Raw genomic sequence first — 22,496 nt, 5'->3', positions numbered from 1 at the left:
CAGATCATGCGGGGGAGAGGTCGGCGCGGGCCTCATCCAGCAGTTTTTTGGCGGCGGACCCTTGCAGCGCCTGAATGTCGTCTTGGTATTTCAGGATCGCGCCGATGGTGTCGCTGATCACCTCAGGCGAGAGCGTCACGACATCCAGCGCCAGCAGGCATTTGGCCCAGTCGATGGTTTCCGCCACCCCTGGCGTTTTGAACAAATCGGCGCCGCGCAGACGTTGGACAAAGGCCACGACCTCACGGCTGAGCGTTTCCTGCGCCTCAGGCACGCGCGCCGCCAGGATATCCATTTCGCGGTCAAAATCAGGGTAATCCACCCAATGATAAAGACACCGACGTTTCAGCGCGTCGTGGACCTCGCGGGTGCGGTTTGACGTCAGGATCACAATCGGTGGCTGGGGCGCGCGGATGGTGCCCAGTTCCGGGATCGTGACCTGAAAATCGCTCAGCGCCTCAAGCAGGAATGCCTCAAACGGGGCATCGGTGCGGTCGATCTCGTCGATCAGCAGCACGGGCGGGCCTGCGGGATGGGGGCGCATGGCCTGCAGCAGCGGGCGTTCGATCAGGTAGTCTTCGGTGAAAAGCTCGGACTTCAGTGTGCGACGGTCCGCCCCACCCGCAGCCTCAGCGGTGCGAATGGCAATCATCTGTTCAGCGAAATTCCATTCGTAGACAGCCGACGCCGCATCAAGGCCCTCGTAGCATTGCAGGCGGATCAGGTCGCGCCCCAAAGACGCAGCAATCGCCTTGGCGATTTCGGTTTTGCCGGTGCCTGCCTCCCCCTCCAGGAACAACGGTCGGCCCAAGGTTTGGCTCAGATACACCACAGTGGCCAGCGCGCGTCCGCACACATACCCCTGCCCGCCCAGTTGAGATTGTACGTCATCAATGCTGTTCATATCGCCCTCACCTGTCCCATAGCTGCACCCTATGCCCCGCGCGTCAAGCCGTGCATTGTCCCAGCGGGGGCGGCGCGTTAGATTAACGCGAAATCAAGGGAGTGCTCAAATGACCGAATCGTCCCCGATCAAAACCGGATTTGGCCCCGATTTGGGCGCCTTCGACTGGGCCGATGCACTGCGTCTTGAAGATCAGCTGACCGAAGACGAACGCATGCTGCGCGACGCGGCCCGCACCTTTGCCCAAGATCGCCTGCAGCCACGGGTGCGCGATGCCTACCGCGAAGAGGCCACCGACGCTGCCATTTTCAAGGAGATGGGCGACGCGGGCCTTTTAGGGCTGACCGTTCCCGAAGAGTATGGCGGCCTCGGCGCGGGCTATGTGACCTACGGCCTAGTTGCGCGCGAGATTGAGCGCGTGGACAGCGGATACCGGTCCATGATGTCGGTGCAATCGTCCTTGGTGATGTATCCCATCCACGCCTATGGGTCCGACGCGCAAAAGGCGAAATACCTGCCAGGGCTGGCCACAGGCGATCTGATCGGCTGTTTTGGTCTGACGGAACCCGACGCGGGCAGTGACCCTGCGGGCATGAAAACACGGGCCGTCAAAACCGACACCGGCTACCGGTTGACCGGGTCCAAGATGTGGATTTCCAACGCCCCAATCGCCGATGTCTTCGTGGTCTGGGCCAAGTCCGACCATCACGACGGCAAGATCCGCGGGTTTGTGCTGGAAAAAGGCATGACGGGCCTCAGCGCGCCAAAGATCGGCGGCAAACTGTCCCTGCGCGCCTCCATCACCGGTGAGATCGTGATGGACGGGGTTGAGGTCGGCGAAGACGCCCTGCTGCCCAATGTTCAAGGCCTCAAGGGGCCGTTTGGCTGTCTCAACCGCGCGCGCTACGGCATTTCGTGGGGTGTGATGGGGGCCGCTGAATTCTGCTGGCATGCGGCCCGGACCTACGGGCTGGACCGTCACCAATTCGGCCGACCTTTGGCACAAACGCAGCTGTTTCAAAAGAAACTGGCGGATATGCAAACGGACATCTCGCTGGGCCTGCAAGGATCCCTGCAAGTGGGCCGCTTGATGGAAGCCGGCACAGCCGCGCCTGAGATGATCAGCCTGATGAAACGCAACAACTGCGGCAAGGCGCTGGACGTGGCACGGGCGGCGCGTGACATGCATGGCGGCAACGGCATCTCGGACGACTTCCACGTCATGCGCCATATGGTCAACCTTGAGACCGTCAACACCTATGAGGGCACCCACGACGTCCACGCCCTGATCCTGGGGCGCGCGCAAACGGGCCTTCAGGCGTTTTTCTGATGGCTTCGCAAAAACGTCGCATCGCCCGCCCATTTTCGCCGCATTCCTTACGCACAAAGCGAGGTGTGAGTGGGATCACACTGAGTACGAGTAAAGTTTGATGAAAGACATAAGTGCCGCCTTTCAGTTTGATCTGACCAACCTGGCGTTTGAGCCCTGGCTCGACCTGCTGGATGATGTCAGCGAGGAATTCGGGCATTTTGAGCCCCTGGGCCCGGATCATTCCGCGGCCTTCATTGATGCCGGTCGCACCCTGTTGGTGACGTTCGAAGCGGCACCAACCGTTCATAAAAGCAATGCAAATCACGCACCCTTGGGCTGGCAGTTCGTCCAAAGCCACGGCTGGTCCAGCCTGACGGTGATGTCCCACAACCGGCAGGATTGGTTCCGCCATGACGCGGTTTTCGGCTATTTTGACCGGATGATCGACGACGGGTTTTTTGATGATTTCGATCAAATCCTGTTTTACGGCGCAGGCGCGCGGGCCTATGCGGCGGCTGCCTTTTCCGTGGCAGCCCCCGATGCACGGGCGCTGCTGATCCAACCGCAAGCCACGTTGGACACCGATCGCGCTGGTTGGGACAAACGGTTTCCGCAAACGCGACGTCTGGATTTCAGCACACGCTACGGCTACGCCCCCGATATGGTTGAAACGGCCTCCGATGTGTGGGTGATCCATGACCCCGATGTTCTGGAAGATGCCGTGCATGCGCAGATGTTTGATGCAGATCATGTGCACCATCTCACCGCGCGCCATGTGGGGCCGAATGCGGATCGTGCATTTATGGACGTGGGCGTGTGGGCTGATCTGGTGGAACAGGCCATGTCGGGCGATCTGACACCGGCCCGCTATGGTGCCGTGTGGCGGGCGCGGTTCAACAACCTCAAATACATGCGTCAGCTGTTTGACAGGTTGGTCTCATCGGACACGCATCCCCGTCTGCTGGCCTGGGTCTGCCGCGCAATGACACGCGACAATGATCGCCCGCTGTTTGCCCAAAAACTGGCTGAGCTGGAGGCGAAGGGCGTCAAAGTGTGACGCCCTGCTGTTGCGCCCCCTCGCCCCTGCCCGTCGCCTGAACAGCCTCCAAACGGCGGACGGATGCCACAGGTCGCGCGACCTAGTCGCGCCGCCCTTCGATGACCCGCTGCACCCAACGCACCAAACGCAGGCCAAAATAGCCCAAAGTTCCCCCAACGATCAGGCCCACGGCTGATCCGCTGTCAAAGACCGACCCCAAGATGGCTGCTGCAAAAAGCGCCACAGCAAAGGCAATCAGTCGGATTTCGGTGTCCTGCACCTCGATGTTCTGGCCCAGCGCGCGGGCGATGGGGCGCGCAACGGGGCCTTCGATCATGGGCGTTGCGGCACCTGCGGCGACGGCAATGAGAAATCCAAACATGTGACACATTCCTTTCAAAGTCTTTGACGTGGTGTTGGGCCGATAATCAAACACGGGGCGCAGTGGGCGCAAGGGGAACCCTCTTCCCCCTTTCCCTCAAGCGGTGTAAGGCGGTGATATGCCTAAGACTGCCATAGACCGCCTTACACTCCGCCGCCCTGACGACTGGCACCTGCACTTGCGTGACGGCGCAATGATGGAAGCCGTGACTGCGTATTCTGCGGCCCACTTCGGACGGGCCATCGTGATGCCCAACCTCGTGCCGCCCGTGGTGACAGGGGCACAGGCGGGCGCTTACCGCGACCGGATCATGGCCACCTTGCCCGAAGGCAGCCCGTTCCGCCCCCTGATGACCTGTTATCTGACCGAAGACACCGACGCGGAAGATCTGGCCCGCGCCCACGCGGATGGCATCATTACAGCGGTGAAGTTGTACCCGGCAGGGGCGACGACAAACTCGGCCTCCGGCGTCAAAGACTTCGACAAGGTGCGTCCGGTGCTGGAACGCATGGCCGAGATCGGCCTGCCCCTGTGTGTGCACGGTGAAGTCACAGACAGCGATATCGACATCTTCGACCGTGAGGCCGTGTTTATCGACCGCATCCTGAAACCGATGCGCAAGAAGGTGCCCGACCTGCGGATCATCATGGAACATGTGACGACAGAAAATGCCGTGGATTATGTCCGCGACAGCCGGTCCAATCTGGCGGCGACCATCACAACGCACCACCTGATCATCAACCGCAATCACATCCTCGCCGGTGGGATCAAACCGCATTACTATTGCCTGCCCGTAGCCAAACGCGAAAAGCACCGCATCGCGCTGGTGGCGGCGGCGATCTCGGGCGACAAACGTTTCTTTCTGGGCACCGATTCCGCGCCACACACGGATGCGAACAAGTATCTGCCCTGTGGCTGCGCGGGCTGTTTTACCGCCCCCAACACCCTGTCATGTCTGGCTGAGGTTTTTGACGCAGCGGGTGCCTTGGACAAGTTGGAAAACTTCACCTCACTGGCCGGTCCACGCTATTACGGCCTGCCCCCCAACGAAGACACGATCACACTGATCAAGGGCGATCCTGTCGATTATCCAGCACAGATCGAGACCGGCGACGGCCCCGTCACCGTCTTCGACCCGGGCTTCCCCCTCCATTGGCGCGTCGAGGCGAGAGCAGAATTTTGAAAAAATTCTGTAGACAAATTCTTGATAAGAATTTGGCCTCCGGCGGGCATATTTTTGAAACAGCGAAGACAGGCACATGATCCCCACCTCCTTTCCAGACAAAGCCGAAATTGCCCGATTGACAGCGCGCATGTTGATCGAGATTGGCGCGATTGATTTCAACGCGGAAGAGCCGTTCACCCATGCGTCCGGCAAAAAGGCCCCCACTTACGTGGATTGCCGCAAACTGATCTCGTTTCCGCGCATTCGCACGACCTTGATGGATTTTCTGGCCGTCACCGTCATGCGTGAGGTGGGGTTTGAGGCCTTTGACAATGTCGCAGGCGGTGAGACAGCAGGTATCCCGTTTGGCGCCTTGATGGCCGAACGTTTGGCGCTGCCCATGACCTATGTGCGCAAAAAGCCCAAAGGCTATGGCCGCAATGCGCGCATTGAAGGGGTGATGACCGAAGGTCAGCGGGTGTTGTTGGTCGAAGACCTGACGACAGACGGCGGATCAAAGCTGAGCTTTGTGGACGCCATTCGCGAAACAGGCGCCACCTGCAACGCGACCGCCGTCATCTTTTATTACGGGATATTCGAAGGGGTGGAACAGACACTGGCCGATCATGGTGTGCAACTGCTGTCACTGTGCACCTGGTGGGATGTCTTGGCTGAGGCGAAGGCCTCCGATTCCTTCGATGCGGCCACCTTGGATGCGGTTGAGGCCTATTTGAAGGATCCGGCGGGCTGGTCTGCCGCACACGCCTAAACCTTACAAAATAATTAAGCGCGGCAGAGCGCCCAAACCACCACATCTGGCCCGTAGCACCTAGCCGCGGGCCTTATTTTGTGGCACACTTTGTCCCACAGCTTATCCACAGCTTATACAATTTGCCCTGCCCGTCGGGGCTTTGTATGGCAGTGGCCTGCGGTGGGACGCGGCACAATCGGGCAACATAGGGGTGAGGCATGAACGAAATCACGACTTTCAACGCATCAGGCACGGCTGAGGCGAACGTCGATCAGTCGCCCCATTCGATTGAGGCGGAACAACAGCTTTTGGGCGCCATCCTCACCAACAATGACATCTTTGACCGCGTGGCCTCCATCGTTGGGCCGGAACACTTCTATGACCCCGTCCATGCCCGCATCTTTGAAACCGCAGCCGCGCGGATTGCCAAAAACAACCTCGCCTCTCCTGTCACGCTAAAGGCGTTTTTGGAGGACGACGAGGGGCTGAAGGAACTGGGCGGCCCCGCCTATCTGGCCCGTCTGGCGGGGGCTGCGATTTCGGCCTTTGCGGCGCGGGACTACGCGCAGATGATCTATGACCTCAGCGTGCGCCGCGAATTGATCAGCGTGGGCCATGACATCGCCGCCAAAGCCGCCAAGGTCGATGTCGCCTCCGAGCCAAAAGAGCAAATCGTCGAGGCAGAACAGGCGCTTTACAAACTGGCCGAACAGGGCACCTCCGAGGGGGGCTTTCAATCCTTCCTCAAGGCGGTGACCGAGGCTGTGAATGTCGCCAACTCCGCCTATCAGCGCGATGGCGGGCTGGCGGGTGTGCCCACGGCCCTTGTGGATCTGGACGAAAAACTGGGTGGATTGCACAAGTCTGACCTGCTGATCCTGGCCGGCCGTCCGTCTATGGGCAAAACCTCGCTTGCCACCAACATCGCCTACAACGTCGCCAAGGCGTACCGCAAAGGCAAGCTGACCGATGGGTCCGAAGGGGCTGTTGATGGGGGCGTCGTGGGCTTCTTTTCGCTTGAGATGTCGGCCGAACAGCTGGCGGGCCGGATTCTGGCCGAAGCCTCCGAAATTTCCAGCCACAAGATCCGCCAAGGCGACATGACCGAAAGCGAATTCCGCCGCTTTGTGGATGCCGCCAAACAGCTTGAGTCCTGCCCGCTGTTCATCGACGACACCGCCGCCATCCCCATCAGCCAGCTGGCCGCCCGGGCGCGCCGTCTGAAACGGACCCACGGGCTCGATGTGCTGATCGTGGACTACCTGCAACTGGTGCGCGGGACATCCGACAACCGCGTGCAGGAAATCGGTGAAATTTCCATGGGCCTCAAGGCGATTGCAAAGGAACTCAACATCCCCGTCATCGCCCTGTCCCAGCTCAGCCGTCAGGTCGAAAGCCGCGAGGACAAACGCCCACAGCTCAGCGATTTGCGCGAATCCGGCTCGATTGAGCAGGACGCAGACGTCGTGATGTTCGTTTACCGGGGCGAATACTACACCGAACGCGAAAAACCCGATGACAACAACCTTGAGGCCATGGCCGCATGGCAGGACAAAATGGCCCAGCTGCACGGCAAGGCCGAAGTCATCATCGGCAAACAGCGTCACGGACCCATCGGCACGGTTGAGCTCAGCTTTACGCCCGAATTCACCCGTTTTGGCAATCTGGTCAAACCGTGGCAGCAAAACTCGGATCAAGAATTCTAGCCCCCCATGCCAAATTGGCTGACCCGAAACGCCCCCGTGATTGAGGCCTGCGCCGCGGCCCTCACGGCAGTGGTCGCTGTTGCAGCCCTTTTTGGGGTCAGTGCACAGCTGAACGCTGCCGATACACTGGCGCTGGAACAGGCCGCCCGCGACGCCTATCGCGGCCATCTGTCCTTGGCGGTCTCCCACCCGGACTTTGCAGAACCCAAGGATGTTTGCCGCCTCTTGGACAGTGACACATCCGGCGCCTACATCGCCTTTGTCGATCACCTTTTGTATTCGGCGGAATTGACCCTCGACACGGACAGCGGTTGGGCCTCCGTCTATCTGTCCGACATGGTGCCACACGCGCCCTATTTTTGCAGCACTTCAGCCCCGCGCGGCGACACCGAAAGCGTGGCGAAACTGATTGCCACCTTCCGTGATCTGTCGTGCGCCCTGGTCCCCCCCTGTGACTGACATCAAGGGGTGTCTTTGTTTCAAAAATATCCCCGCCGGAGGCACCGGATCTCGCCGTCATGTGCAGGAGATGCTGAATGTGATCCGCGCGCGCCTCATCTCCTGCTCTCCCACATCCCCCACTTGCGACCCATGCCCGTGGCTGGCATGAAGCGGCATGAGTACAGGTTTTCTTTCCGTCGATCTTGATGCGCTGGTCACCAACTGGCGCGCCCTTGATGCCCGTTCAACCGCCGAAACGGCTGCGGTCGTTAAGGCGGATGGCTATGGTCTTGGCGCCGATAAGGTGGGGCGTGCGTTGATGCGCGCAGGGGTCCGGCGCTTTTTCGTGGCTGTGGCCGAAGAAGGCGCGGCCCTGCGGCAGGCGCTTGGCCCCAATGTTGAGATCTGCGTGTTCTCGGGCCACATGCGCGGCGACACGGACATGATCGCCGACATGATGCTGACGCCGATGATCAACACCGTGGGCCAGCTGACCCGCCACCTCGAAGGCCTGCCCGAACATCCCTTCGGGGTTCAACTGGACACGGGCATGAACCGTCTGGGGCTTGAGATGGCCGAATGGGCCAGCATTGCTGAAATAGCCCTGTCGCAAAACTGCCGACTGGTGATGTCCCATCTGGCCTGCGCGGATGAGCCTGACCACCCGATGAACCGCCAACAGCTTGACCAGTTTCACCTGATGACAGACGGCATTTCCGTGCCGCGGTCGCTGGCCGCCACGGGGGGCATTCTGCTGGGGCCTGAGTATCATTTTGATCTCGTCCGGCCCGGTGTGGGCCTCTACGGCGGTCTGCCCTTTGCCGATGCCCAGCCCGTGGCCTATCTTGACCTGCCCGTCATCCAGATCCGAGAGGTCGAGGCCGGCGAAACCGTCGGATATGCCAACAGCTGGACCGCCGAGAGGCCGTCAAAAATTGCAACCGTATCAGGGGGATACGCAGATGGCTTGATCCGCGCCATGGGCGGCCACGCGCAGCTGTGGCACGGCGCACAGCCCGTCCCGGTGGTGGGCCGTGTGTCCATGGACCTGATCACCGCAGACGTGACCGACCTGTCCGAATTGCCCGGCGTGCTGTCGATCCTGGGGTCGGACCAGACCGTTGACGCCGTCGCGGATCATGCGGGCACCATTGGCTATGAAATCCTCACATCCCTCGGCGCACGCTACCAGCGCCGCTATTCCGGCGGATGACGCGGGGGGCCGTTGGACTGGCTGCCGCGGGTCTGGCCGCCTTGGGGGCGGCGACCCTGGCCCTTTTGGCCGCAATCGGACGGGTTACGCTGTTCACAGCCGCCACGGTGTCCCACCTCGTGCGCCCCCCCTTCTACGCCCGCGAATTCGCCACGGCGCTCGTCCAAATCGGGTTCTTTTCCCTCCCCGTCGTCGGCCTGACCGCGCTGTTCACCGGCGGCGCGCTGGCCTTGCAGATCTACGCAGGCGGCGCACGGTTTTCAGCCGAAGCCGTGGTGCCCCAAATCGTGGCCATCGGCATGGTGCGCGAATTGGGCCCTGTCCTGGTGGGGCTGATGATCGCGGCCCGCGTGACGTCTTCGATCGCCGCTGAAATCGCCACCATGAAAGTGACAGAGCAGATCGACGCGCTGGTCACCCTGTCCACCGATCCCATGAAATACCTCACCGTGCCGCGCGTGCTGGCCGCAACGCTCGTGATGCCCGCCCTTGTGGCTGTGGGCGACATCATCGGCATCCTCGGCGGCTATATCGTGGCCACCGGGCGGCTGGAGTTCAACGCCGCCGCCTACCTGCAAAACACGGCGCAGTTCATCGAACCGCTTGATATCGTCTCCTCCCTCGTGAAAGGGGCCGCCTTCGGCTTCATCGCCGCCCTTATGGGCTGCTATTTCGGCATGACGTCCTCGCGCGGGGCCATGGGCGTGGGGCGCGCCACCAAATCCGCCGTCGTGGCCGCTGCCGTTCTGATCCTGGGCGCGAACTTCCTCCTGACGGAGGCCTTCTTTTCCCTATGATCACCTTTGAAAACATCCATAAATCCTTCGGGCCAAACCATGTCCTCAAAGGGGTCGATCTGACGGTGGATCAAGGCCGCTCCATGGTGGTCATCGGGGGCTCCGGCACCGGCAAATCCGTGCTGATCAAATCGGTGCTGGGTCTGATCCAGCCCGACCGCGGTACTATCACTGTGGGCGGGCGCGCCACCACGCGCCACGACCGCGACGCGTTCCTGTCGCGGTTCGGCATGTTGTTTCAGGGCGCGGCCCTGTTTGACAGCCTGCCTGTGTGGCAAAACGTGGCCTTCAGGCTGCTGCGGGGGCGCCTCAAACTGCCCCGCGATCAGGCGCGGGCCACGGCCATCGACAAATTGCGACAGGTCGGCTTGGGGGAAGATGTGGCCGACAGGTTTCCGGCTGAGCTGTCTGGCGGCATGCAAAAACGCGTAGGCCTCGCCCGCGCCATTGCCGCCGACCCCGATATCATCTTCTTTGACGAACCCACGACAGGCCTTGATCCGATCATGGCGGGCGTCATCAACACCCTGATCCGCGACATCGTCACCGACCTTGGCGTAACCGCGATCACCATCACCCATGATATGTCGTCCGTTCACGCGATTGCAGATGATGTGGCAATGCTGCACGACGGCAAAATTCAATGGACAGGGCCCGTTGGCACCTTGAACGACGCCCTGGACCCCCATGTCGTGCAATTTGTAAATGGGCGTGCCGACGGCCCGATTGCAACGATCCGCTAAACCTAAACACGAATCGCAGCGCCTGTGTCTGGGGCAACCCCAACATCTTTGCCCCCGCACCTCATCTGCGAATCTATACCCGTCAGCACATCAAGATATGGCCAGGCATGCCGCGAAACAAAGACGTCTCCGCACAGCAGATTGTTCTCAGCCCCGCGACGGCAAAGCAACAACTTGCTGAAAACGAACAGCAATTCTTGCAGCAAACGGGATATTTTCGTTTTTCCCCTTAGGCATCGGCAACTTTTTGCTTAGATTAGGGTTAACGATCTAATCAGTAACCTGGGGGTGCAAGTGTCTGATCGGTCTTTGGTGGCAACGGGCCACCGTATCCTACATTCCATGTCCATGACCTTTATCTTGGTTTTGGGGCTGGCGGCGATTGGCTACACTCTGGCGTGTGCGATGGGGGCCGCCCCGTGGCTGACGTTTACCGCCACCTTTGGCGATCTGTTCGTGCCCAATGCAGGAATGATCACGCAGATCGTCGTGACGGTCATCCTCGCGTCGCTGTTTTTCTTCATGCCCAGCGCAGGCCGCATCATGTCGCTGGAACGCAGCCACCGCAATTTCCGCATCACCATGGAAGACGTGGCCCGCGCCTATCACACCTGCCACACCGCCGACCGTGCCGGCGTCTTCACCATGAGCAGCGAATTCGACGCCGTGCGCGAACGCCTGTCCTATCTGCGCGACCACCCCGATCTGGACAGCCTAGAGCCGCAAATCCTTGAACTGGCCGCCCAAATGTCCCAGCAATCAAGGGAATTGGCCGACATCTACAACGACGAAAAGGTCGCCCGTGCCAAAACCTTCCTGCGCCAACGTCAAGAAGAGGCAGAACGCCAGCAAACCCTGATCGTCGAAGCCCACCACGCCCTGCGCGACATCCGCAAATGGTCCCAACAGGTGGAACTGGAAGAAAGCGTCGTCGCCAGCCAGCTGAGCCAGCTGGAAGAACAGCTGGAGGCAACACTGCCCGCCTTGGGCTACACCCTTGGCAAGCAAAGCGCCGACATCCTCCCCCTGCCGCAAAAACCAGCCGCCGAGTAAACCGCGCGTAAACTGTGCGCGCGTCTACACCAATCGCCCTTGCCTCGGTCGGTCATCCCCCGCATCGTGTCTCAAAACGGATAAGGGCCATGCTGACATTCCTGCGCATCATCAATCTGACATTGCTGATCTTGTTTCCCATCGCTTGGTTCGCGCCCCTGTTGCGCGCGGCCCTTCTGCCGATCTTCGGAATGGACGAAATCAGCGTCATATCAGGCCTGCAAAGCCTCTGGGGCTCGGATGTGGTTCTGGCCCTCATCGTCACCGCCTTCGCCATCTTCGCGCCCTACCTTAAAACCATTGGGCTGGCGCTTGTGCATTTTGATCTGTTGAAACCCAGCACCCTGCCCGTGCTGGGCTATCTGGGCAAACTGGCCATGGCCGATATTTTCCTGATCGCGCTTTATGTTGTGGTGGTCAAAGGCGCGGGCCGCGTCACGGTCGAAGGGGGCTGGGGCCTCTATCTGTTCACCTTCTGCGTGCTGGCCTCCATCGCCGTCTCCATCCTGACCGCCCGTCTTCATCTGACCAGAAAAACTCACGGCGCACCGTCTGAAACAGGCCGCTAAAATTCCGGAATTTTAGCACCCCCCAAAGATCGAGCCGTACAAACGTCTTGCACGCAAGACATAAATAAAACAAAACAAGAACATGGCCAAAGACCCCACCTTCATCTGTTCCAAATGCAACGCCGCCACCACCAAATGGTCGGGCCGCTGCGACACCTGCGGCGAATGGAACACCATTGAGGAGGTCAAACCGCTCTCCTCCGGCCCCAAATCCAAAAAGGCCATGGGCGGCGTGCGCGGCAAAGCCATCCCCCTCACCGATCTGGCCACCGAAGAACAAGAACCGCCCCGCACGCTGTCTGGCGTGGATGAGTTGGACCGCACCTTGGGCGGCGGCCTCGTCAAGGCCTCCGCCCTGCTGGTGGGCGGCGATCCGGGCATCGGCAAGTCCACGCTCTTGTTGCAAGCGGCCGCCCGCTTTGCCCGCAATGGCCTCAAGGTCATCTATATCTCGGGTGAGGAATCAGCCTCTCAGGTTCAGATGCGCGCCCGTCGTCTTGGCCTCACCGAAAGCCCCGTCAAACTGGCCTCGGAAACGAACCTGCGTGACATCCTCACCACGCTTGAGGCCGAACAGCCCGATTTTGTCATCATCGATTCCATCCAGACCATGTGGCTCGACACGGTTGAGGCCGCCCCCGGCTCCGTCTCCCAGGTCCGCTCCGCCGCGCATGAGCTCACGACGTTTGCCAAATCCCGCGGCATCGCCATCGTCATGGTGGGTCACGTCACCAAGGAAGGCGCCATTGCGGGCCCGCGCGTGGTCGAACACATGGTCGACACGGTCCTGTATTTCGAAGGCGAACGGGGCCACCAGTTCCGCATCCTGCGCGCCGTCAAAAACCGCTTTGGCCCCGCAGATGAGATCGGCGTGTTTGAAATGACAGGAAAGGGCCTGGCGGAGGTCAAAAACCCGTCCGCGTTGTTTTTGTCCGAACGCGGTGATCCCGCGCCGGGGTCGGTGGTCTTTGCGGGGATCGAAGGCTCGCGTCCCATGTTGTGCGAATTTCAGGCGCTTGTCTCGCCCTCGCCCCACAGCCAGCCGCGCCGCACGGTGGTGGGCTGGGATGGCTCTCGTCTGGCGATGATCTTGGCCGTGTTGGAATCCCGTGCCGGCGTGCCGTTCACCGGCCTTGACGTCTACCTCAACGTGGCGGGCGGGCTGCGGGTCAGCGAACCGGCCGCCGATCTGGCCGTGGCCGCCGCGCTGATTTCCGCCCGCGAGGACGCGGCCTTGCCCAAAGAAAGCGTCATTTTCGGCGAAATCAGCCTCAGCGGCGGGCTGCGTCCGGCCCCCCAGACCGAAAATCGGTTGAAAGAAGCGTCAAAACTTGGTTTTACGTCCGCCATCACCCCAGTGCGGACAAAACGCGGGGGAGACGGGGGCGTCACCTTGCGCGAAATGCCAGGTCTGCTTGCCTTCGTGGAACAGGTTTTCGGGGCCAGATAGCCCTTTTTGATGCACCCCGAGGGGCAGAACGGACAGATCATGGCGGATTTCACCCTTATCGACGGCATTGTTGCCCTTGTCATCGTGATGTCCGCGCTTTTGGCCTACAGCCGCGGTTTGGTGCGTGAAACGCTGGCCATCGCAGGCTGGATCATCGCCACACTTGTGGCTTTCATCTTTGCCGACCAGGTCACGCCTCTTGTGCGCCAAATCCCCGTGATCGGCGGGTTTATCGGCGACAGCTGTGAACTGAGCATCATCGCGGCCTTTGCAGCCGTGTTTGCCGTGGTTTTGGTGATTGCATCAATCTTTACCCCGCTGTTTTCGTCCCTCGTTCAGCGGTCCGTGCTGGGGGGGCTGGATCAAGGGCTGGGGTTCTTGTTCGGGGCGCTGCGCGGCATCCTTTTGGTCGCAGTCGCCTTCTTTGTGTACCAAACGGTTCTCGAAGCGCAGAGCATCGAAATGATCGAAAACTCCCGCGCGATTGCCGTGTTCTCCAACTTGACAGGTTCGGTTGAAAACCAGGACCCAGAGGCCGCATTGGGCTGGATCACCACCCAGTACGAACAGCTTGTCGGCAGCTGCGCCGCCCCTGCCCAGTAACTTTTAGGTGCCGCGCAGCGTTCGGGTCAGCCCGATCACGAACAACAATAAAGCCGCCACCACATAAATCGGCAGGCCCAACCCGATAAATTCACGCACGGTGTCCCAAACCTGTGCGCCATCCCCCACCGTCGGTTGAGGCAATTGTTGTGCAACGTCCCCCCAATCTGCGGCCGCGCGGATCAATGGCTCCGCGATGAGGCCTACGGGGATGCCACCGGCGATCAGCATCGCCAAACCGGCCTTGCGCCGGATCACGACCAGGACCACCGCAAGGGCTGCAAAGGGGAAGCTGGCCGCCAACACATACAGCCGCCAAGGATATCCCCCGATGTCGGGCGCGTCGCCATTCGCGAAATCAATAGGCCCCAGATCGGTCCCGAACAGCGACACCCAAGGCAGGAAAAAACTGGCCACCATTGCAGCCGCAGCAAGCCATCCGATCATAGTGTATTGTCCCCGTATTGTGTGCCCGTCATCTTTGCCCAACCTTAGACGAGGTCCCGTCAAACTGCATAGCGCGAATTGAACGATCTGAGCCCGTGACAGAATCGTAACAAGGGGTTAAGACGCCCCCAACACGTCACCCTGCAACCGGAGCTGCCCAACGTGTCCAATGTGCTGAAACGCCAAATGCCCCCCGCCCATCCTTTCGACGACGACAAATTAAAAGAAGAATGCGGGGTCTTTGGCGTCGTGGGCGTGGCCAATGCGGCCTCGGTCGTGGCCCTTGGCTTGCATGCGCTGCAGCACCGCGGACAAGAGGCAGGCGGCATCGTCACCCATGATCCCGAACAGGGCTTCAACTCCGCCCGACGTTTTGGCCTTGTGCGCGACAATTTCACCGACGAGGACACGTTGGCGACGGTGCCCGGCCCCATTGGCATCGGCCACGTGCGCTATTCCACCGCCGGATCGAAGGGCGCCACACAGATCCGCGACGTGCAACCCTTCTTTGGCGAATTCTCCATGGGCGGGGCGGCTATTGCGCACAACGGCAACATCACCAACGCCATGGCCCTGCGCCGCGAACTGATCGAACGCGGATCGATTTTCCAAAGCTCCTCAGACAGCGAATGCATCATCCACCTGATGGCACGCTCCATGGGCCGGTCGATCCCTGACCGCATGGAAGAGGCGCTGCGCAAGGTCGAAGGCGCGTTCTCTGTCGTCGCCATGACCCGCACCAAACTGATCGGCTGCCGCGACCCGCTGGGCGTGCGCCCGCTTGTGCTGGGCCAATTGGGCGACGGTTGGGTGCTGGCGTCCGAGACCTGCGCCCTGGACATCATCAACGCCAAATTCATCCGCGAGATTGAACCGGGCGAGATGGTGGTGATCACCGAAAAAGGCGTGGAATCCAACCACCCCTTCCGCCCCGCCAAATCCCGCTTTTGCATCTTTGAACACGTCTATTTCAGCCGCCCCGACAGCATCCTCGGCGGGCGCAGCGTCTATGAAACCCGCGAAAACATTGGCCGCGAACTGGCCAAGGAAAACCCCGTGGACGCCGATCTGGTCTGCCCCGTCCCCGACAGCGGCACCCCCGCCGCCATCGGCTATTCCCTGCAATCGGGCATTCCCTACGCCATGGGCATCATCCGCAACCAATACATGGGCCGCACCTTCATCGAACCCACGGAATCCATCCGCAACATGGGCGTCCGCCTGAAACTGAACGTGAACCGCGCGCTCATCGAAGGCAAACGGGTGATCCTGGTGGACGACAGCGTGGTACGCGGCACCACCTCGCGCAAAATCAAGGACATGATCCTCGATGCCGGTGCGGCCGAGGTGCACTTCCGCATCGCCTCCCCGCCCACCGCCTGGCCCTGCTTTTACGGCGTCGACACGCCCCAACGCGAAAAACTGCTGGCGGCGACGATGTCAGAAGATGAAATGCGCGACCATCTTGGCGTCGACAGCCTGAAATTCATCTCTCTGAACGGTCTCTACCGCGCCGTGGGCGAGGCCAAGGGCCGCGATGCCAGCGCCCCCAAATACTGCGACGCCTGCTTTAGCGGCGAATACCCTGTCAAACCGGCGGATATGCTGGAACAAGGTTTTGAGATGAAAACAGCCGCCGAATAACACCTGACCGCCGCCCACATGGGCAAGTTTTCGCCCGCCCACCGCCGAACGCCACGTCGCCCCTACACGGGCTGATCCGCCGCACATAAATGCCTGTCGAACCCGCAACGACAGGTCCAGACATGGCATCGACAAATACCCTCACCGCGCAGGCGGCCACCATTCCGGCCAGCACCCTCAACCGCCCGCTTACGCTGCTGGGCATCTACACCTCCGCCAACGGGGCCCGCGCGCTGGTCCGCAAAAACGGCACCAACATCATGCTGGATCAGGATCACCCGTCGGATGGCCTCACCCTCATGGGCACAGGCGACGGCTGGGCCATGGTCGCGGAGGGCGACACCCTGCACCGGCTCGTCATCAGCTGACATTATCGGCTGACATTGCCAAACCCGCCCGCCCGGCCTAAAGACGCGCCATGACTACGCACGCAAAAACCGCTCTGATCACCGGCGCTTCTCGGGGCCTTGGTGCCGCGCTGGCCGAACAGCTGGCCGCAACCCACCACATCATCGCCGTGGGCCGCACCACCGGCGCGCTGGAGGAGCTTGACGACCGTATCAAAGCCGCCGGCGGAGAGGCCACACTGGCCCCCATGGACATCACCGTCGATCCCGCGATGCAGCAACTCTGCCGGTCCATCTTTGACCGCTGGGGCAAGCTTGACCTTTGGGTGCATGCCGCCGTCCACGCGGCCCCTTTGACACCCGCAAGCCACGTCAACGCCAAGGATTTCTCAAAATCCACGGACATCAACATCACCGCCACATCGCGCCTGATCACCTATGTCGCCCCGCTCTTGGGGGCCACCGGTCAGGCGGTCTTCTTTGACGACCCGCGCCATGGCGCTGCGTTCTTTGGCTCCTACGGGGCCACGAAAGCCGCACAAACTGCCCTGGCGCAGTCCTGGGCGGCAGAGACGGAAAAAACAGGCCCCAAGGTCCGCATCCTCTCGCCTGCCCCCATGGCCACAGCCACCCGCGCGCGCTTTTACCCCGGCGAAGATCGCAGCGCTCTGGCCGATCCCAAAGACGAAGCGACCCGTCTGCTTGCAGACATCCTCGCATAAACCGCCTGCTCGCGCCCCGTCCCAAAGGCAGGGGGCACCCCTCCTTCATCTGACCCGAAAAACTCCCCCCGGAGGGCCCGCCCGCCATACGCGCGCCCCTGCCCGCAGCTCTCCGCCTCACAGCACGAGTCTTTCGTGCAACGCCTGGCACCTTGCCACCTTCGGCTGTCTTGCCCGCCCTGATCCCTTCACCTAAACGGGAAGGCAAAGGGGGCCATCATGCGCATTCTGATCACCAATGACGACGGCATCACGGCCCCTGGGCTGGCCACGCTCACGGCAATCGCGCAGAAGATCGCGGGCCCCGGCGGAGAGGTCTGGACCGTCGCCCCTGCGTTTGAAAAATCGGGCGTCGGTCACTGCATCAACTACGCACACCCCACACTGATCTCCAAGCTTGAGGACCGCCGATATGCCGTGGACGGCAACCCCGCCGATTGCGTTCTGGCAGCACTCTACGATGTGATGCAGGACAGCCCGCCCGATCTGGTGCTCTCAGGCGTGAACCGCGGCAACAACGCAGCGGACAACACGCTCTATTCCGGCACCATCGGCGCCGTGATGGAGGCCGCCTTGCAAGGCGTTCCGGGCATCGCTCTGAGCCAGTTTTTCGGCCCCGCCAATCGCGATCTCGCTGATCCGTTTGACGCCGCGGCAGTCCACGGTGCGGCCACCGTCCGCGCGCTGCTCGATCACGGCATCTGGACCGAAGGCGACTACCGCGTGTTTTACAATGTCAATTTCCCGCCCATCCCCGCGGCGGACGTCAAAGGCCACAAGGTCGCCGCCCAAGGGTTTCGACGTGACACCCGATTTGGCATGACCCCCACAACAGCCCCCAATGGGCGGCGGTATCTGTGGGTCAAAGGTGGTCCGCAAGATGTGGCCACAGGGCCGGGGACGGATGTCACCGCCAATCTCGACGGCTACACATCGATCACGCCCATGCGCGCGGATCTTACGGCCCATGATCTTTTGTCTGATCTGAACGGGCGTCTGTCATGATGATGACCCCACGGGCCCAACAACAGATGCAGTTTCTGTTCGCCCTGCGCTCCAAGGGCGTGACGGATACGCGCGTCCTGACGGCCATGGAAAAGACGGACCGCGCCCTGTTTGTCCGCGGGCATTTTGCCGACCGCGCCTATGAGGACATGCCCCTGCCCATTGCCTGCGGCCAGACCATCAGCCAGCCGTCCGTGGTGGGCCTGATGACGCAGGCCTTGCAGGTCGCCCCGCGCGACAAAGTGCTCGAGGTTGGCACGGGCTCGGGCTATCAGGCCGCCATTCTCAGCCATCTGGCGCGCCGTGTGTATACCGTGGACCGCCACAAAACCCTGATGCGCGACGCCCGCGCGATTTTCGAACGCCTCGACATCACCAACCTGACAGCTTTTACGGCAGACGGCAGTTTTGGTCTGCCCGCGCAGGCCCCCTTTGACCGCATCCTCGTGACCGCCGCCGCCGAAGACCCCCCCGGCCCCCTTTTGGCACAGCTCAAGGTCGGCGGGATCATGGTTTTGCCCGTCGGACAATCAGACAGCGTGCAACAGCTCATCCGCGTGCGCCGGCTTGAGACCGGGTTCGATTACGAAGAATTGCGCCCCGTGCGGTTCGTCCCCCTGCTTGAGGGCTTGGGAAACGACTGAACAGGCGCTATAAAGACGACCAGATCGGGCAAAAGATCCGACACCCTCGAGGAGACAGTCCATGCGCAGCCTTTCCCTGCCCCCCTTCCGTTCCGTTCTCATGGTCTCAACGGCCTGTGTGGCCTTGGCAGCCTGTGACGACAATTTCAATCTCAGCCCTCTTAATCTGGATGCGGACCTTCGGGGCCTTGGTGGCGGGTTCAACACAACCGCAGCCGCACAGAACCTGGCCGACCGCCCGCGCCCCGATGATCGCGGCGTCATCTCCTATCCCAACTATCAGGTTGTCGTGGCAGAGCGTGGTGAAACCGTCCGCCAGATCGCAGGCCGCTTGAACCTAGACGCAAACGCGCTGGCGGCCTTCAACGGGGTCGACGCAGATGTGGCGCTGCGCCGCGACGAAATTGTGGCCCTGCCCTCACGCGTGGCGGAACCCTCGCCCGCGACTGGCGCTGTCACCACCGGCCCAATCCAGCCCCCAACGGTGAATGTCACCACCCTGGCCTCCGACGCGATTGACCGCGCAGGCGAACAGACCCGAACGCCTGCGGCCACACAGCCCTCCCCCCAAACGGGGGCAGAACCTGGCCTGCACCGCGTCGCGCGCGGCGAAACCGCCTTCCAGATCGCACGCCTTTATGACGTCCCCGTGGCTGCACTGGCCGAATGGAACGGCCTTGGGTCAGACCTGACGGTCCGCGAAGGCCAACAACTCCTGATCCCCGTGGCGGGCGCCACACCGCCCAGCCCGGCGGCCACAACAGCCCCCGGTGAAGGCAGCTCAACCCCCACACCGCCCAGCGCGCGTGCGCCGTTGCCCGCCGCAGTCGCGACACCCGCCGCCGCGGCCCCGACGCCGCCTGTCCCCGCCCCTGATTTGGGCACACCCAGCACACCGGCCACCAGCGCGCCCTTTATCTATCCGGTCACAGGCACAATCATTCGCGCCTACAATCCAGGCCGCAACGAAGGCATCGACATCGGCGTGCCAGCAGGCACCTCTGTCAAAGCCGCAGCCGCAGGCACCGTCGCTGCCATCACGCAAAACACCAACGGCGCACAGATCGTGGTGATCCGGCACACGGGCAACATTCTGACTGTTTATGTCAACGTTGATGAGCTGACAGTGGCCAAGGATGACAGCGTATCTCAGGGGCAGGCCATCGCGAAAGTCTCATCCGGCGATCCGAGCTTTTTGCACTTTGAGGTGCGCGACGGCCTCGAAAGCGTCGATCCCGCCGACTTCCTGCCGTAACTCTAAATTTCTCGAAATTTAGACGCCGCTCTAAAATTCCGGAATTTTAGAGCACGACCCCACGGCGACCGGCAAGGTCCACAAAATACTGCCAAGCCACGCGCCCCGACCGGGACCCGCGCGTGGCTTGCCATTCAATCGCCTCAGCCCGTAAATCCGCGTCGCTGATCTCGACCCCATGGGCCTCACAATACCCCCGGATCATGGCCAAATACTCATCCTGATCACACGGATGAAACCCAAGCCAAAGGCCAAAGCGGTCTGACAAAGACACCTTTTCCTCTACCGCCTCAGACGGGTTGATCGCCGAGGACCGTTCATTCTCGATCATATCGCGCGGCATCAGGTGACGGCGATTGGACGTCGCATAAAGGACCACGTTCTCCGGCCGCCCCTCAATCCCGCCATCCAGGACCGCCTTGAGGGATTTGTAATGGGCATCGTCATGACCAAAACTCAGGTCATCGCAAAACAGGATAAACCGTTCTGCCCGACCGCGCAGCAACGCCAGACAACGGCCGATGCTGGGCAGGTCTTCCCGTTGCACTTCGACAATCTTCAGCTGGTCATGTGACGCGGCAACATCACCGTGTATCGCCTTGACAAGGCTTGATTTTCCCATGCCACGCGCGCCCCAAAGCAGCGCATTGTTCGCAGGCAGGCCCTTGGCGAATTGCACCGTATTCGCGTGCAATGTGTCGCGGCTGCGGTTGATGCCCACCAACAGCGACAGATCGACCCTGTTCACCGTCTCCACCGGGTCCAATCGGTCTGGCTCTGCGTGCCACACATAGGCCGAGGCGGTGAAATCCGGCGCTGTCGCAGGCGGCGGCGCCAGCCGTTCCAGCGCCTCCGCGATGCGGCCTAAGGCGTCATCGTTCACTTCTGCGCCTCATCGTCGGTGGCATCGTTATCAGCGGCATCTTCTGCGGCCTCGAAATCCTCAACCTCTTCGTCGTCCTCAAACCACAGCCCTTCCGCGCGCAACTTGGCTTCCCGTTGCTTTTCAACGCGTTTGACCAATTGGATCGACACCTCATAAAGGCCGTACACCACAACAAACAGAATGATCTGGGTGATCACATCGGGGGGCGTCACCAGTGCGGCCAGCACCAGAATGCCCACCACAGCATATTTGCGGACATTGCGCAGCCCCTCAGAGCTGACCAACCCAGCCTTGCCCATCAAGGTCAGCAACACCGGCAGCTGGAAACACATCCCGAAGGCCACGATGAATTTCACCGTTAGGTTCAGATATTCCTGCGCCGACCCCTGGAACACAACGGACAGCGGTGCTGCGTTCATACCAGGGTCAACCACTTCTCCCTCGCCGCCAAACTGTTGGAACCCAAGGAAAAAGTCATAGGCCAGCGGCGTGACGACATAAAACGCGAATGATGCGCCCAGCAGGAACATAAACGGAGAGGCGATTAGAAACGGCAGAAACGCGCCCTTTTCATTGCGGTAAAGCCCCGGCGCCACAAACCGCCACAGCTGATTGGCCACAAAAGGAAACGACAGGATAAACCCGCCCAGAAGCGAGACTTTGATCGCCACAAAGAACCCTTCCTGCGGCGAGATAAAGATCAGGTCGCAGTCCTGCCCCCTCTCTGCCAACACCGAACACAACGGCGCGGTCAGGAAATTGAAAATGGGCGTGGCCACGGTGAAACAGATCACCATCCCGATCAGGAAGTAGACCACGCAACGGATCAGCCGCGTGCGCAACTCCGCCAGATGTTCGATCAGCGGGGCGGCGCTGTCCTCAATCTCAGGTTGGGTGTCGGTCTGGCTCATGATCCGTCCTTCGCCTCCGCCGCAGCGGCCTCAGCGGCGGCCTTTTCCGCCGCCATCCGCGCCTCGGCCTTCTCGGCCATGGCTTTTGAGATTTTCTCGGCGGTGGCCTTGCGTTCGTCGGTCATCTTGGCGCGCAACTTGTCGGTCTCGTTCTGCGGCTTGGCGTCAGCCGCCTTGGCCTCCGCCCGCGCCCGCTGCTCCGCCTGAACCTCATCCGATGACTTCATCTTGGTCGCTTCGCGGATCTTGTCGGCCCCGAATTTCTGCGGGTTGGCCGCCGCCTTGATCGTCTTGTTGATCTCGCTCACGCCGGCCTCGTCCGCAGCCGCGTTCATGGCTGACGAAAACTCCCGCGCCATGCCCTTCGCCTTACCCACAAACTGCCCCGCAGATCGGAACAGTCCCGGCAAATCCTTGGGCCCCACGACAATCAGGGCCACCACCCCGATCACCAGCATTTCCATAAAGCCAAGATCAAACATCAGGCCACGTTCCCCATTTGGATCG

25 protein-coding genes are annotated in these 22,496 nt (G+C 61.3%); 19 read left to right on the top strand and 6 right to left on the bottom strand.

The features are described 5' to 3' along the window. Positions 1-4: 4 nt before the first annotated feature. Positions 5-904: an AAA family ATPase gene (locus PSJ8397_RS15305; RefSeq protein WP_085865507.1), complete on the bottom strand. Its 900-nt coding sequence runs from the start codon at positions 902-904 to the stop codon at positions 5-7. Between the two features lie 109 nt (positions 905-1,013). Between PSJ8397_RS15305 and PSJ8397_RS15300 the strand changes: the two genes are divergently transcribed. Beyond that, positions 1,014-2,234: an acyl-CoA dehydrogenase gene (locus PSJ8397_RS15300; RefSeq protein WP_085865506.1), complete on the top strand. Its 1,221-nt coding sequence runs from the start codon at positions 1,014-1,016 to the stop codon at positions 2,232-2,234. A 100-nt stretch (positions 2,235-2,334) separates the two neighbouring features. Beyond that, positions 2,335-3,273 carry a hypothetical protein gene (locus PSJ8397_RS15295; protein WP_085865505.1) on the top strand — a complete coding sequence of 313 codons (939 nt, stop codon included), beginning with the start codon at positions 2,335-2,337 and terminating at the stop codon, positions 3,271-3,273. Between the two features lie 82 nt (positions 3,274-3,355). On the opposite strand, the gene PSJ8397_RS15290 is transcribed toward PSJ8397_RS15295, so the two are convergent. Further along, complete coding sequence (locus tag PSJ8397_RS15290) at positions 3,356-3,637, bottom strand: hypothetical protein (RefSeq protein ID WP_085865504.1); 282 nt, start codon at positions 3,635-3,637, stop codon at positions 3,356-3,358. A 118-nt stretch (positions 3,638-3,755) separates the two neighbouring features. On the opposite strand from PSJ8397_RS15290, the gene pyrC reads away from it, so the two are divergent. The 11 genes from pyrC to PSJ8397_RS15230 all read left to right on the top strand — a co-directional run bounded on the left by pyrC (position 3,756) and on the right by PSJ8397_RS15230 (position 14,128). Beyond that, entirely contained in the window at positions 3,756-4,820 is a 1,065-nt protein-coding gene (gene pyrC, locus PSJ8397_RS15285) for a dihydroorotase (RefSeq protein ID WP_085865503.1), read from the top strand. 76 nt (positions 4,821-4,896) lie between these two features. After that, positions 4,897-5,571, top strand: coding sequence for an orotate phosphoribosyltransferase (locus PSJ8397_RS15280; protein WP_085865502.1), 675 nt, complete (start codon positions 4,897-4,899; stop codon positions 5,569-5,571). 200 nt (positions 5,572-5,771) lie between these two features. Then, positions 5,772-7,259 (top strand): replicative DNA helicase, encoded by a 1,488-nt coding sequence (locus tag PSJ8397_RS15275; RefSeq protein ID WP_085865501.1) that lies wholly within the window; start codon positions 5,772-5,774, stop codon positions 7,257-7,259. 6 nt (positions 7,260-7,265) lie between these two features. After that, a complete protein-coding gene (locus PSJ8397_RS15270) occupies positions 7,266-7,718 on the top strand; it encodes a hypothetical protein (RefSeq protein WP_085865500.1) in 453 nt (150 codons plus the stop codon). Between the two features lie 157 nt (positions 7,719-7,875). After that, positions 7,876-8,913 (top strand): alanine racemase, encoded by a 1,038-nt coding sequence (gene alr / locus PSJ8397_RS15265; RefSeq protein WP_085865499.1) that lies wholly within the window; start codon positions 7,876-7,878, stop codon positions 8,911-8,913. Then, positions 8,910-9,710, top strand: coding sequence for an MlaE family ABC transporter permease (locus PSJ8397_RS15260; protein WP_085865498.1), 801 nt, complete (start codon positions 8,910-8,912; stop codon positions 9,708-9,710). The genes alr and PSJ8397_RS15260 overlap by 4 nt, the downstream gene beginning before the upstream one ends. Beyond that, positions 9,707-10,453, top strand: a complete 747-nt coding sequence (locus tag PSJ8397_RS15255) for an ABC transporter ATP-binding protein (protein WP_085865497.1) — start codon at positions 9,707-9,709, stop codon at positions 10,451-10,453. The genes PSJ8397_RS15260 and PSJ8397_RS15255 overlap by 4 nt, the downstream gene beginning before the upstream one ends. Positions 10,454-10,801: 348 nt before the next feature. After that, on the top strand, positions 10,802-11,506 hold the full coding sequence (locus tag PSJ8397_RS15245) for a DNA repair protein (RefSeq protein WP_235000796.1): 705 nt from the start codon (positions 10,802-10,804) through the stop codon (positions 11,504-11,506). Between the two features lie 89 nt (positions 11,507-11,595). Further along, positions 11,596-12,075: a paraquat-inducible protein A gene (locus tag PSJ8397_RS15240; protein ID WP_085865495.1), complete on the top strand. Its 480-nt coding sequence runs from the start codon at positions 11,596-11,598 to the stop codon at positions 12,073-12,075. Between the two features lie 82 nt (positions 12,076-12,157). Next, on the top strand, positions 12,158-13,525 hold the full coding sequence (gene radA / locus PSJ8397_RS15235; protein WP_085865494.1) for a DNA repair protein RadA: 1,368 nt from the start codon (positions 12,158-12,160) through the stop codon (positions 13,523-13,525). 39 nt (positions 13,526-13,564) lie between these two features. Beyond that, positions 13,565-14,128 (top strand): CvpA family protein, encoded by a 564-nt coding sequence (locus PSJ8397_RS15230; RefSeq protein ID WP_085865633.1) that lies wholly within the window; start codon positions 13,565-13,567, stop codon positions 14,126-14,128. Between the two features lie 3 nt (positions 14,129-14,131). On the opposite strand, the gene PSJ8397_RS15225 is transcribed toward PSJ8397_RS15230, so the two are convergent. Beyond that, positions 14,132-14,575 (bottom strand): hypothetical protein, encoded by a 444-nt coding sequence (locus PSJ8397_RS15225; RefSeq protein ID WP_085865493.1) that lies wholly within the window; start codon positions 14,573-14,575, stop codon positions 14,132-14,134. Positions 14,576-14,761: 186 nt separating this feature from the next. Here PSJ8397_RS15225 and purF point away from each other — a divergent pair, with 186 nt between their 5' ends. The 6 genes from purF to PSJ8397_RS15195 all read left to right on the top strand — a co-directional run bounded on the left by purF (position 14,762) and on the right by PSJ8397_RS15195 (position 20,192). Further along, positions 14,762-16,219, top strand: a complete 1,458-nt coding sequence (gene purF, locus PSJ8397_RS15220) for an amidophosphoribosyltransferase (RefSeq protein WP_143515511.1) — start codon at positions 14,762-14,764, stop codon at positions 16,217-16,219. Between the two features lie 122 nt (positions 16,220-16,341). After that, entirely contained in the window at positions 16,342-16,587 is a 246-nt protein-coding gene (locus PSJ8397_RS15215; RefSeq protein ID WP_085865492.1) for a hypothetical protein, read from the top strand. 50 nt (positions 16,588-16,637) lie between these two features. Beyond that, entirely contained in the window at positions 16,638-17,288 is a 651-nt protein-coding gene (locus PSJ8397_RS15210) for an SDR family NAD(P)-dependent oxidoreductase (RefSeq protein WP_085865491.1), read from the top strand. Between the two features lie 219 nt (positions 17,289-17,507). Further along, positions 17,508-18,293: a 5'/3'-nucleotidase SurE gene (surE, locus tag PSJ8397_RS15205; RefSeq protein WP_085865490.1), complete on the top strand. Its 786-nt coding sequence runs from the start codon at positions 17,508-17,510 to the stop codon at positions 18,291-18,293. Next, positions 18,290-18,937, top strand: coding sequence for a protein-L-isoaspartate(D-aspartate) O-methyltransferase (locus PSJ8397_RS15200; RefSeq protein ID WP_407691757.1), 648 nt, complete (start codon positions 18,290-18,292; stop codon positions 18,935-18,937). Before surE ends, PSJ8397_RS15200 begins: the two co-directional genes overlap by 4 nt. A gap of 61 nt (positions 18,938-18,998) precedes the next feature. Further along, entirely contained in the window at positions 18,999-20,192 is a 1,194-nt protein-coding gene (locus PSJ8397_RS15195; protein WP_085865489.1) for a peptidoglycan DD-metalloendopeptidase family protein, read from the top strand. Positions 20,193-20,238: 46 nt separating this feature from the next. On the opposite strand, the gene PSJ8397_RS15190 is transcribed toward PSJ8397_RS15195, so the two are convergent. Genes PSJ8397_RS15190 through tatB form a run of 3 tightly spaced genes read right to left on the bottom strand, consistent with a single transcriptional unit; the run spans position 20,239 to position 22,471 of the window. Next, a complete protein-coding gene (locus PSJ8397_RS15190; protein ID WP_085865488.1) occupies positions 20,239-21,075 on the bottom strand; it encodes an ATP-binding protein in 837 nt (278 codons plus the stop codon). Further along, on the bottom strand, positions 21,072-21,989 hold the full coding sequence (gene tatC / locus PSJ8397_RS15185; protein ID WP_085865487.1) for a twin-arginine translocase subunit TatC: 918 nt from the start codon (positions 21,987-21,989) through the stop codon (positions 21,072-21,074). The genes PSJ8397_RS15190 and tatC overlap by 4 nt, the downstream gene beginning before the upstream one ends. Then, positions 21,986-22,471 carry a Sec-independent protein translocase protein TatB gene (gene tatB / locus PSJ8397_RS15180; protein WP_085865486.1) on the bottom strand — a complete coding sequence of 162 codons (486 nt, stop codon included), beginning with the start codon at positions 22,469-22,471 and terminating at the stop codon, positions 21,986-21,988. The genes tatC and tatB overlap by 4 nt, the downstream gene beginning before the upstream one ends. Positions 22,472-22,496 lie beyond the last annotated feature (25 nt).

The sequence above is a fragment of the Pseudooctadecabacter jejudonensis genome (assembly GCF_900172275.1).
GTDB classification, from domain to species: domain Bacteria; phylum Pseudomonadota; class Alphaproteobacteria; order Rhodobacterales; family Rhodobacteraceae; genus Octadecabacter; species Octadecabacter jejudonensis.
Note: the sequence above shows the minus strand (reverse complement) of the source record. Positions and strands in the feature narration are given on the sequence as shown.

Bases quoted from the DNA above. Each gene is read 5' to 3' on its own strand.
- purF (WP_143515511.1), top strand. From the start codon at position 14,762: ATGCCCCCCGCCCATCCTTTCGACGACGACAAATTAAAAGAAGAATGC.
- PSJ8397_RS15305 (WP_085865507.1), bottom strand. From the start codon at position 904: ATGAACAGCATTGATGACGTACAATCTCAACTGGGCGGGCAGGGGTAT.
- tatC (WP_085865487.1), bottom strand. From the start codon at position 21,989: ATGAGCCAGACCGACACCCAACCTGAGATTGAGGACAGCGCCGCCCCG.
- PSJ8397_RS15195 (WP_085865489.1), top strand. From the start codon at position 18,999: ATGCGCAGCCTTTCCCTGCCCCCCTTCCGTTCCGTTCTCATGGTCTCA.
- surE (WP_085865490.1), top strand. From the start codon at position 17,508: ATGCGCATTCTGATCACCAATGACGACGGCATCACGGCCCCTGGGCTG.
- PSJ8397_RS15225 (WP_085865493.1), bottom strand. From the start codon at position 14,575: ATGATCGGATGGCTTGCTGCGGCTGCAATGGTGGCCAGTTTTTTCCTG.
- PSJ8397_RS15200 (WP_407691757.1), top strand. From the start codon at position 18,290: ATGATGATGACCCCACGGGCCCAACAACAGATGCAGTTTCTGTTCGCC.
- PSJ8397_RS15270 (WP_085865500.1), top strand. From the start codon at position 7,266: ATGCCAAATTGGCTGACCCGAAACGCCCCCGTGATTGAGGCCTGCGCC.
- PSJ8397_RS15290 (WP_085865504.1), bottom strand. From the start codon at position 3,637: ATGTTTGGATTTCTCATTGCCGTCGCCGCAGGTGCCGCAACGCCCATG.
- PSJ8397_RS15280 (WP_085865502.1), top strand. From the start codon at position 4,897: ATGATCCCCACCTCCTTTCCAGACAAAGCCGAAATTGCCCGATTGACA.
- PSJ8397_RS15300 (WP_085865506.1), top strand. From the start codon at position 1,014: ATGACCGAATCGTCCCCGATCAAAACCGGATTTGGCCCCGATTTGGGC.
- radA (WP_085865494.1), top strand. From the start codon at position 12,158: ATGGCCAAAGACCCCACCTTCATCTGTTCCAAATGCAACGCCGCCACC.
- tatB (WP_085865486.1), bottom strand. From the start codon at position 22,471: ATGTTTGATCTTGGCTTTATGGAAATGCTGGTGATCGGGGTGGTGGCC.
- PSJ8397_RS15210 (WP_085865491.1), top strand. From the start codon at position 16,638: ATGACTACGCACGCAAAAACCGCTCTGATCACCGGCGCTTCTCGGGGC.
- PSJ8397_RS15240 (WP_085865495.1), top strand. From the start codon at position 11,596: ATGCTGACATTCCTGCGCATCATCAATCTGACATTGCTGATCTTGTTT.
- PSJ8397_RS15255 (WP_085865497.1), top strand. From the start codon at position 9,707: ATGATCACCTTTGAAAACATCCATAAATCCTTCGGGCCAAACCATGTC.
- pyrC (WP_085865503.1), top strand. From the start codon at position 3,756: ATGCCTAAGACTGCCATAGACCGCCTTACACTCCGCCGCCCTGACGAC.
- PSJ8397_RS15275 (WP_085865501.1), top strand. From the start codon at position 5,772: ATGAACGAAATCACGACTTTCAACGCATCAGGCACGGCTGAGGCGAAC.
- alr (WP_085865499.1), top strand. From the start codon at position 7,876: ATGAGTACAGGTTTTCTTTCCGTCGATCTTGATGCGCTGGTCACCAAC.
- PSJ8397_RS15245 (WP_235000796.1), top strand. From the start codon at position 10,802: ATGACCTTTATCTTGGTTTTGGGGCTGGCGGCGATTGGCTACACTCTG.
- PSJ8397_RS15260 (WP_085865498.1), top strand. From the start codon at position 8,910: ATGACGCGGGGGGCCGTTGGACTGGCTGCCGCGGGTCTGGCCGCCTTG.
- PSJ8397_RS15230 (WP_085865633.1), top strand. From the start codon at position 13,565: ATGGCGGATTTCACCCTTATCGACGGCATTGTTGCCCTTGTCATCGTG.
- PSJ8397_RS15215 (WP_085865492.1), top strand. From the start codon at position 16,342: ATGGCATCGACAAATACCCTCACCGCGCAGGCGGCCACCATTCCGGCC.
- PSJ8397_RS15295 (WP_085865505.1), top strand. From the start codon at position 2,335: ATGAAAGACATAAGTGCCGCCTTTCAGTTTGATCTGACCAACCTGGCG.